The organism is Nostoc sp. NMS8 (assembly GCF_017115045.1).
Taxonomy (GTDB): domain Bacteria; phylum Cyanobacteriota; class Cyanobacteriia; order Cyanobacteriales; family Nostocaceae; genus Nostoc.
Genome location: NZ_JABXKK010000095.1, coordinates 1 through 9,030, shown reverse-complemented (window position 1 = coordinate 9,030; position 9,030 = coordinate 1). Strand labels below are relative to the sequence as shown.

The 9,030-nt window shown below is 39.8% G+C and carries 10 protein-coding genes and 2 pseudogenes; 3 read left to right on the top strand and 9 right to left on the bottom strand.

Going from position 1 to position 9,030, the window contains the following annotated elements:
• Positions 1 to 49: 49 nt before the first annotated feature.
• A pseudogene (locus HWQ39_RS21990) lies at positions 50 to 919 on the top strand (SNF2-related protein); the annotation flags it as partial.
• On the opposite strand, the gene HWQ39_RS21985 reads toward HWQ39_RS21990, so the two are convergent.
• A complete protein-coding gene (locus tag HWQ39_RS21985; protein ID WP_292849569.1) occupies positions 894 to 1,589 on the bottom strand; it encodes a hypothetical protein in 696 nt (231 codons plus the stop codon). The pseudogene HWQ39_RS21990 and the gene HWQ39_RS21985 overlap by 26 nt on opposite strands.
• 352 nt (positions 1,590 to 1,941) lie before the next feature.
• Between HWQ39_RS21985 and HWQ39_RS21980 the strand changes: the two genes are divergently transcribed.
• Positions 1,942 to 2,409, top strand: a complete 468-nt coding sequence (locus tag HWQ39_RS21980; protein WP_292849567.1) for a hypothetical protein — start codon at positions 1,942 to 1,944, stop codon at positions 2,407 to 2,409.
• Positions 2,364 to 2,543 carry a hypothetical protein gene (locus HWQ39_RS21975; protein ID WP_292849565.1) on the top strand — a complete coding sequence of 60 codons (180 nt, stop codon included), beginning with the start codon at positions 2,364 to 2,366 and terminating at the stop codon, positions 2,541 to 2,543. Before HWQ39_RS21980 ends, HWQ39_RS21975 begins: the two co-directional genes overlap by 46 nt.
• Before the next feature lie 94 nt (positions 2,544 to 2,637).
• On the opposite strand, the pseudogene HWQ39_RS21970 reads toward HWQ39_RS21975, so the two are convergent.
• The 8 genes and pseudogenes from HWQ39_RS21970 to HWQ39_RS21935 form a co-directional block, all read right to left on the bottom strand.
• Positions 2,638 to 3,507 (bottom strand): annotated as a pseudogene (locus HWQ39_RS21970) (lysophospholipid acyltransferase family protein).
• A 385-nt stretch (positions 3,508 to 3,892) separates the two neighbouring features.
• Positions 3,893 to 4,390, bottom strand: a complete 498-nt coding sequence (locus HWQ39_RS21965) for a GNAT family N-acetyltransferase (protein ID WP_292849563.1) — start codon at positions 4,388 to 4,390, stop codon at positions 3,893 to 3,895.
• Between the two features lie 243 nt (positions 4,391 to 4,633).
• Positions 4,634 to 5,137, bottom strand: a complete 504-nt coding sequence (locus tag HWQ39_RS21960; RefSeq protein ID WP_292849561.1) for a hypothetical protein — start codon at positions 5,135 to 5,137, stop codon at positions 4,634 to 4,636.
• Positions 5,138 to 5,450: 313 nt separating this feature from the next.
• Entirely contained in the window at positions 5,451 to 6,527 is a 1,077-nt protein-coding gene (locus HWQ39_RS21955; RefSeq protein ID WP_292849559.1) for a WD40 repeat domain-containing protein, read from the bottom strand.
• Positions 6,528 to 6,621: 94 nt separating this feature from the next.
• Positions 6,622 to 6,942, bottom strand: coding sequence for a hypothetical protein (locus HWQ39_RS21950; RefSeq protein WP_292849557.1), 321 nt, complete (start codon positions 6,940 to 6,942; stop codon positions 6,622 to 6,624).
• Positions 6,943 to 7,111: 169 nt separating this feature from the next.
• The gene (locus HWQ39_RS21945; protein WP_292849555.1) at positions 7,112 to 7,570 is read right to left on the bottom strand and encodes an HNH endonuclease; all 459 of its coding nucleotides are present in this window, start codon (positions 7,568 to 7,570) and stop codon (positions 7,112 to 7,114) included.
• A complete protein-coding gene (locus HWQ39_RS21940; RefSeq protein ID WP_163939136.1) occupies positions 7,567 to 7,806 on the bottom strand; it encodes a hypothetical protein in 240 nt (79 codons plus the stop codon). Before HWQ39_RS21940 ends, HWQ39_RS21945 begins: the two co-directional genes overlap by 4 nt.
• Before the next feature lie 119 nt (positions 7,807 to 7,925).
• Positions 7,926 to 8,975, bottom strand: coding sequence for a transposase (locus tag HWQ39_RS21935; RefSeq protein ID WP_292849552.1), 1,050 nt, complete (start codon positions 8,973 to 8,975; stop codon positions 7,926 to 7,928).
• Positions 8,976 to 9,030 lie beyond the last annotated feature (55 nt).

Sequence of the window (9,030 nt, the reverse complement as noted above, 5' to 3'; positions counted from 1 at the left end):
AATTTTGCATAGCCTTGAATGATAACGACAATTATTCTCATAATGAGAATTGCTGGCTCCGACTTCTGTTGTTGGCAACTGGCAGAAGGAAATTGCTAAATTTGCACCTCATTTAAAAACTATGGTGCATCATGGTAGCACTAGGCTGCAAAATCTAGCTGATTTCAAAGCTGCTTGTGAACAAAACGATGTGATAATTAGTTCTTTTACTTTAGCCCGCAAAGATGAAAAGTTATTGAGCAGCATCGAGTGGCAACGTTTAGTACTGGATGAGGCACAAAATATTAAAAATCCGAAAGCTGCCCAAACTAAAGCTATCTTAAAATTAAGAGCTAAACATCGGCTGGCATTGACAGGCACTCCTGTAGAAAACCGCTTACTGGATTTATGGTCAATTTTTAATTTTCTCAATCCTGGTTACTTAGGTAAAGAAGCCCAGTTTCGGAAAATTTTCGAGATTCCAATTCAAAAAGACAATGACCGCGTGAAATCTGCCACCTTGAAAAAACTGGTAGAACCTCTAATTCTGCGAAGGTTAAAAACTGACCAGTCTATTATTAATGACTTGCCAGATAAAGTGGAACAAAAACTCTACACTAACTTGACCAAAGAGCAAGCATCGCTTTATGAAGTGGTGGTACTAAATGTAGAAAAACAATTGCAATCAGCAGAGGGAATTCAACGCAAAGGATTGATTCTTTCAACTCTGATGAAATTGAAGCAGATTTGTAATCATCCAGCCCAATTTCTGCAAGATGGGAGCGAATTTTCACCACTGCGTTCGCACAAACTCAGTCGGTTAGCGGAGATGGTTGAGGAGGCAGTTGATGAAGGAGAAAGTTTACTCATTTTTAGCCAATTTACGGAAGTGGGTGAAAAGATTGAAAAACATCTCAAACATAGTCTGCATTGCAATACTTAGCTGCTAACTCACAGATTTGCTCCTTTGGGTCAAAAAGAAAACCAGCAACTATTGCAAGTGAATCAGCCGGAGCGAGTTGTAACAAACCACTGAAGCACTCTGAAATCACCTGTGGTGCTTGATCGCCGATGCGGGTTTTCAAACGAAGTAAAGGTACACCTTGAGGATTTCCTGTGTAGGCGATCGCCTTTGCAGCAGCAACTCTTGCTTCTGGTTTGGGGTCAGCTAGTAGATCGGCTAATTCGTTCATTACATCTGAGTAGTTCATTCTCACCAGACCTAAAGCACATATACCCCGAAGATGGGCAGCAGTATCTTCAACTCCTCCCCATACTGGCTCCATCTGAATATGTCGAATCCCTTGCAAAAAAAGGTTTTCATCGCTGTATTCTAAGTGATACAGTGTTTGTGCTATCTCTTTCTTGGCAAGACAATTTTGGTCTACTTGTGTGGGTTTGACCATCATTCGAGCAAAAGCTTCTACAAGATCACTAACCAACTCAGTAATAGTGGATTCGCCGACTATCTTGGCTGCTTGAGCAACAGCTATAGAATATTTACTCTTAAGGCCTTGACGTAAAATTATCATCCCTTCTTCACTTGTCGGATGCCGTCTAATTCGGGCAAGAATAGATAAAGTTTCTTCTAGTTTTTGTGATTTCGGCATACACCATCCTACAACTAGGCGCTCTGTTTTGGACTTCAAGCATTTACTATAGAAGTAGGGAATTATAATTTGCCAAAGCGCATTCCTCACTTTTTAACTACGAATTATTAATAAATATTACTGCCCCAAATAACCACAAAGCTTTTGATAGTTCGCTTGTACTATAATACCATTAACCATTTCATTTTTTAACAAAGTTTGGGGGTTTTACTTCCCTGCTTCTATCAAGCAGCTCGTTTTGATACTTAAGCTAAATCCCCGTTAATTTCACATAATTGCAAATTGTTTTAATCTCCTTGGGAATGGATGATTCAATGAGAGGGCAAACGCTTAGGTTTTAGCTGATAAACTAATGGATTATTCAATTGCGATTACAACTCTCAAACATTCAGATCCTATCTTGGCAAGGCTAATAGAAATTATTGGAGATTGCAAACTCTATCAAGTACAACAAACTGGAGACTTGCTCTTTTCTCTATCTCGGTCAATTCTTTACCAGCAAATTTCCGGCAAGGCTGCTGAGAGCATTCATAGCAAATTTTTGCAACTTTATCCTCATAGCCCTTTCCCTACAGCAATAGATATCCTCAACACCCCAGATGACGTTTTGCCAGGAGCAGGTATTTCACGCCCCAAAGTTTTGTATTTGAAAGACCTTGCCCAAAAAGTTCTAGATGGATTGCCTACGCTAGATCAATTGCAGGCAATGGAAGATGAATCAATTATCGAAGCTTTAACACCAATAAAAGGCGTTGGGCGGTGCAGATGCTGCTTATGTTTCGTTTACATCGGCTTGATGTTCTACCTGTTGATGACTTAGGTATTCGTGCAGGGATTCGCAGAGTTTATAGTTTAGCAGAGCTTCCTAATAAAAAGACTGTAGAAGATTTAGGACAAATGTGGAAACCCTACCGTTCTATTGCCTGTTGGTATCTGTGGCAAGGTTTAGGATAAAAAATAACTAAGCAATAGCAACAATAATCCACTGTTCTACAGATATCCTCGCTCAATGTCCCTACTAATCCGAGTTTTTTGAAGTGTTTTGGCTTTATGAAGATTTTTGAGTATCTATAACCAATTGATTTAACTCTTCTTGCATTTGGTTATGAACTAATTCATAACAAGCATTAACATAGTCACGATCCCTAGACGCATCAAAGCCATATCGTTCAAAAGTAATTGGATGACAAACACGAGTATGAATTTGTATAGGTAGAGGAATATTTGGTAGAGGCCCAATAGATAAGCCCCAAGGTAAACCTAAATAAATTGGAAATATTCCTGGGTCTATTTGATATAACCACGGTAATCCCCATTGATTCAATTGCTTGACAAAATCGTAGCAATCACATCAAACAATCAACGTATCATGAGCGCCTACTGATATCAAAGGAACAATTGGAACTTCTTGTTTTAAAGCTAGCTTGATAAAGCCTTTATTATCAGCAAAATTAATTTTATAACGTTGGCTGTGAGGACGAAACATATCATATTGCCCTCCTGGATATACAAGTACGCTAGCACCCATATCAAAAGCAGCTATAGCCATTTTTGGATGCGCGATAATCGCTCCTACTTTTTGAGCTAGTTGGGCTATCTCTGGACTGACTTTCCAAGCATAAGGGTGCATTAAACCATACACCAAACGCTCTGTTCCAAATCTAGAAAACCAATCATACATCATCATTACTAAATCTGGAGAAGCCATTCCACCATTATGGGAACCAACTAGTAACACTTTTCCTTCTGTTGGTATGTGATGCCATCCATCAGTTTTTACTTGAAAATAGTAACGGTAAAACCATGACCATACAGGCATCAGTAATTTAATCAAATTAACATCTCGCTGTGTTAAAGACCATTGAATTTTCTTTGATAGTTCTGATCTTACAGCACATTTAATCTGAACGAGGTACATAAGGGCGGGCAGGATGCCCACCCCACAAGATTTATCATATTAAGATGTGTACTTCATCTACTTGCAAAGTGCTGTAAGTAGTTGTCAGCGCTAATATAATTTTTCTCTACCTGTTTTGATAATTCCATAAATAGTTCAATCTGGGCATTCCTTGCAACTGCGATTCTTTTTTTGAATTTCCTAACCGTATTGAAACAGCACTCTTGTTTCGATAAAATCAACGCATCAGTAATACAAAATGTGCTACTTTTTCCCGAAACTGCAACAAGTAAAAAATACAGGCACAATGGTTGCCCGGATTGTAATTATTTCCTGGGTTTTGGGATTACGCCCCTCGCTCTTAAAAGCAATCGCGCAGCTCAAATCACCCAAACCCATCAAGTAGTTAGCCATTATAGGCGAATACCAAAAATTCAGTGCCTTCATAGATGAACTCTGCCATCTTGCACATACCCATCTTTTGATGTGCCTGAAGTGATGCTTTGTTATTTGCCTTGATGAACAGTATTCCCTCCCGGTTTGGTAAAAAATCTTTCAATTTAGCAAACATTTTCGCAGCAATACCTTGCCCACGCATAGTTTCATCAACACAGATAGGGCCATATAAGTAAGCATCTTTTGTACCAGCGTAGGCTTGTAACATCACCTTTATTATTGGTAAATTAGCAGTTGCCTTTGACCAACTGAGTAAGAATCCTACAACTTGCCCATCTTTGTGGGCTACAACGCAAGGCATTTGAGATGTGGTTATCATTACTGCCTCTGGCTCAAGATGACCTAACAACATACCACCATGTTCTGCGTCATTGGCTTGCGCCAACTTGAGAATTTCAGTAACATCGCTGAGGTTGGCACGAGCAATCACGACATCATTGAGACACATACTTGGTTGAAATAAGTGGGGAAGGCACTCACAATCAAAGAATTTTCTTTAATCTTATAAGAATAACAGAGCAGAGTAAATCAGAGATATTGGGCTTAAGAAGTAAAGCGAGTTGAGTTTCAGGAGAGCATCTACTGTAGTCAAACGGTCAATCTACAGTCTGCTCTGTTTTCATGCGATTTCTACGGCTTTGCACAAGGTTTTTTAACAAAGCGACCAGCAATCTAATAGGCTTCTATACCCCTACCATCTTCGATGGTGGCCCCATCCGTGGAACCCTCCGCCAAATCCAAAGTGGAACCCTCTTCCAAATCCGAAGTTGATGCCATAAGTAGGATAGGGCGACACATAGATGGGATAAGGGTTGTAAATGTAAGCAGGAGAAGGCGCTACGGTGTAATAACCATCTTCATTACAAACAGTAGTAGTATGTTGCACAATTGTTCTAGGTACAACATTCTCTTGCCCAGCATAAGGTAGATTCAAATAACCATCGTGAAAACCACGAGCGAATTCACCTCCAGCAGTCCGAGGTTTATAAGCAACTCTATTCCGAGCGCTTTGTTCTCCTTCTCGAAAACCATTTGCATAAGCATAGGGGTGGTCAGCCGCCGATTCATTGAGTACTCTATTCTCAGTAACAGGATGACAGTAAACAACCCTATCAGCTTTAGCGGCTTGGGGAAAAAGTAAAGATGTTGAGCCAGCGATTAAGCTAAATATTGCAGCAACAACTATTTTTTTCACAGCCTTTAACCTCATTTATGTTTAATGCTCTAAGCCCTTTATTTTTAATTATAAAACCTGAATCCTTGCAAAAGTTTTTCTCAATTAAGCATTCAGTGGAAATACATGGTAACTAGCAGCTTACCGACTGCATTGCTAGTAGAGGCAATTTTGAACCAACCTGAGTTAAGTTCGGGAGAATAATACTTTGGTTAAGCCAAGCGCGATCGCTTAACTGCCTGCTCTAGGCGATCGCCACCTTTTTAACTCGTGTAACGCTGCCATTTCTGCTGCATGATTTTGTAATCGGTAGCGTTCGGCTAACAAATTACAGTTAAGTTTTTGAGTTTATTTTCCAAATATGTATAGTACTGTCCTCATTACTACTAGCGAGGGTTTTACCATCTGGACTAAGAGCAAGCCCTAAAACCGAACTGGAACCATCCTTCCATGTATGCAACAATTTCCCTTGCTCTAAACTCCACAGTTTAATAGTGCCATCATAATTGCCGCAAATCAGAATTTTTCCATTCGGGCTGATCACAAGAGATTCAACTGAATTAAAATTATCACTAAACTTATGCAGTAGTTTTCCACTTTGAAGATTCCATAATTTCAGAGTACTAATTGCACGATTTCGAGAAACTAGCTGACCAAAACTACCAGTAACAAGCTTTTTGCTATCTGGAGTAATGGCAATAGCATCAATTCCGGTTTTGTGCCCTTTGAGAATATGGCGTGTTTTTTTAGTTCGTAAATCAATCAGCTTAATTGTATTATCATCGCCACCCCCAGCACTTACAAGGGTTTGCATATCAGGGCTAAATGCAACTTTACTCACAAATCCTGAGTGTGCAATAATGGTATCAAGCAGCTTAAGCGTGTGTAAATCCCAAAGCTTGATTGTACGATCGTCACTGCCACTAGCAATCAATCTACCATCTGAACTAATCGCAACGGTTTCTACCGATTGGGTATGTCCACTTTCGCTATTAAGCATAAGGAAAGTGCGTAAATCCCAAACCTTCATTGTTGCGGTGGTTACTCCACCAGTTACAATTCGCTTACCATCTGGACTAATAGCTATTGAAGTAATACCATCTGAGTGAGCGTCTAAACTATGCAGTAATTTCCCAGTACGTAAATTCCAGAATTTAATTGTATCATCTCTACCTCCACTAATCAGGGTTTGCCCCGAAGGGCTGATCGCAACTACTCTCACACCGAAAGTCACTTTTTTATGCCCAGTCAGTGTGTGAACAAGTTGAATCTGTGGTTGGGACTGAGTAATTGTACTCTTGCCTATGGGAAGATTTGAAGTAGAAGAATGTACATCAATGACAGTGATATTTACTGCAATCGCTAAAACTATAATGACTGGTCTGGATTTGAGAAAATGCAATAATTTCATTGTGCCAAGGAACGCAATTACATAACATGGTTCCCATTTGATGGGGCACAATCGCATCTAATCTGATAGACCACAGTCAAGTACTGGGTATAAATTAATAATCTAAGTACGGTTTCCTAGTGATTAGAAAATTATCATTTATTATCGTTTCAATCACAATCCCGCCAAAGCGAGCTTCATCAGCGCAGCATTTTACCCCATCAATATAGCAAATATGGCTTTCGTACTTCTCTTTAGTTTCAGTTATAATTCCCTCAAATCCTCCACTCATTGAGGTATTAAAAAAACTCAATTTTCGTCCCTGAGCATCACTTGCTTTGCTATAGCAATCATCGCAAACTGCACGTGGATATCTTGAAAAATATCGAGTTGGGGTCGAACAGATTGGGCAAAGATGAAATTCAGTATTACTCATATATTTTTACTTGAAAAACTCCATCTTGTGATTTGGAGATTACTCAAGCCCACTACCTTTACTGTCAACAGCAGGGCTTCGGCAATCACTCATGAGAAATCGATTGCTCTTAGGCGATGGACTACGCCATGCTTGAGTGATGCACTTCTACAGTTAAAGAAATTGCAAATCAAAACTCTTTTACTTGTCGTGGATCTTCATCCGGCGGATGCCAACCACCTTTGAGCCAAAGACGACGAGCTTTGACAATAGACCCTTCATTATGACGTTCATCATTGAGGTCTAAACGATTACTTGTAGCTCGTCCTACAGAACTAATGCCAATAACTTTTAGACCATCTGCTGACCAAATAAAGTGGTCTGACCACTTTTGCTGGCGTGGATTAAACAGGGGTAGTATTTGTCCTGTATCTGGATCAATTCCAGTGGTAAAATTGTAGCGATATCCGTTACAACGCTGACAAGCTAACGCCAGGTTATCAGGGTCATCCGAACCTTTAAGAGACTGTGGAATAATATGGTCGATAGAAAATAGAGCAGCACTTGCTTCTTCTGAAGAATGACAGTATTCACAAAGAAATTTTGCTCTTTGTCTGACTAATTTTTTGGTTGCATCATTAACTGTCATGATTCAGAAATGATTTTGGCATTAAGCAAGGTAAAAATTCTATCCAGTTCTAATATGCCTGCCAATTCAGCATCTTCTTCTGTGGTTAGCAATCCAGCTTTCTTTTTCTCAGACAATTCTTCGAGTCGAGACTGTAATTCTTCAGTAAATTTAAACAAATGTATGTCCCTAACTTTACTGAGTTTGATTCCAGAATCTACCCAGAATGAGGGTTGAACCATCATTTGAGTAATCATAAGCTGTATGTCTCGTTTAATTTAGCCGACTGGTGGTATTTTAACAGCGAATCTTCTTAGTTGCTTTAGTTTGAATGTCAGTTGTTGATACTCCCCACCGCATAGGCGGATGGGGATTCTTAAGCAATCCAGAAACGGATTCTCAAAGGCGCTATCAATGCACCCCTACTGATTCCACTTAGGTTTATCCCAAGCTTCACCGCTACTTTTCTTAAAATATTTGCTGCACCGTTAGCATCGGCATTTATTTTTATACTACTTGCACAAGCGTACAGACCGCGTTTTACTCTTTTCCCAGATGGTTGCCACCCTGACGCTCGAAGACTCGCTAACGCTACGCTATCAGGTTTTTCGCCGAATGTACGTAGCAAATCAGAGTCTAAAAAACTTGCCTTACTTGTGTAGCTTTCTTCAGTTTCCTCAAACCTCAGTCCGTACTGTTCGCAGAGTTGAGCGATTCTATCTTTCAACCTAGCAGTAGGAATTTGTACAAATTTTTGATTAGTCTTATTGCCAAGATTAATGTTTTGACGCTGACCTTCATTCCACCCAAAAACGATTGTACCAATACGATTTTCAAGGCAGTGATTTAATATTATTCGAGCAGTTTTATTAACTGCATCTCTAACTTGTCGATTTCGCTTTTCAGTGATAGCAGCTAACTGCTTAGACCAGAAGCCTTGCGGCTGGTTTTCGTTAAGAACTGATACTCGTTTATTATACCATTGATTCAAGCTCTGGAGGTGCAGTCCATCTACAATTAAAGATGTGCCAATATTGCTAACACAGGTTAACCAGTTATTGAGTCCTGGATCTACACCAAGACATTTACCGAAATCCACATCAGATTTAATGGTCGGAAGTTTGTAAACAAGTTCAAGATAGAATTCACCATTTCTAGGCAGAATCCGATACTCTCTAATTTGCTTATGGTCAAGATTCGAGGGGATATGTAAGTAAAATTCGGCTATTCCAAACCATGCTTTAACCTTGCTACCTAACGGGAAACGTAAACCTTGTGGTTTCAGTTTTATAGCTTGAGCCGGATATGTGACCAAACTTAACCTGCCATCTCGATATCCTGGAAGTTTTGGTTTTTGCGTTACAGTACCATTTTTTATCCCTTTTAGCAGTCCCACGAATGATTTGAATGACTCTTGCACCTGCATCAGGGTTAGCGCGTCTCAAACCCTATTGACAAGCGAACTTGCCTGATCCGCAATC